This window comes from Microvirga arsenatis, from assembly GCF_009910705.1.
GTDB lineage: Bacteria > Pseudomonadota > Alphaproteobacteria > Rhizobiales > Beijerinckiaceae > Microvirga > Microvirga arsenatis.
Map to the genome: position 1 here is coordinate 1 of NZ_JAAAXJ010000070.1, position 558 is coordinate 558.

The following is a 558-nucleotide window of genomic DNA, read 5'->3' on the forward strand; positions in this document are numbered from 1 at the left end:
CCCCGGGCCTTGTTGTGTTGTGCTGCGGCGCCGGATCTTAGTAGGTGCCGAAGCGGAAGTTCAGACCGGCGCGGATGACGCCGAAGTCGGTCTCGCCGTCGAAGCCCGGGAAGTCGTCGTCGTTGTCGAGGTTGACGTACAGGCCTTCCACCTTGGCCGACAGGTTGTTGGTGAAGGCGTACTCGACGCCGCCGCCCACAACCCAGCCGTTGGCGTCATCGGCAAAGGCAAAGCCGCCGGTGGCGTAGATCAGGGCGCGGTCGAAGGCCACGCCGGCGCGGGCGCGCACCGTGCCGAACCAGTCGCTGGAGTCGAACTCGCCGTCGGCATCGCCGTCGCCGTCGATGTCGAAGGCGCCGTCAGCGCCGAAGTCGGCGTACTGGATGTCGCCCTCGAGACCGACCACGAAGGAGCCGATCTGGTAGTTGTAGCCCACCTGAGCGCCGCCCACGAAGCCGCCGTCGTCATCGTCGTCGGCCAGGTCGACCGCGTCGAAGTCGTCGTCCGACCAGCCATAGCCGGCGTTCACACCGACATAGAAGCCGGTCCAGGTGAAGA

1 protein-coding gene is annotated in these 558 nt (G+C 66.7%); it reads right to left on the bottom strand.

Annotation, left to right across the window (positions count from 1 at the left end):
- Positions 1 to 37 precede the first annotated feature (37 nt).
- The coding region (locus GR303_RS24250; protein ID WP_161727032.1) for an outer membrane protein at positions 38 to 558 on the bottom strand (521 nt) is incomplete at its 5' end.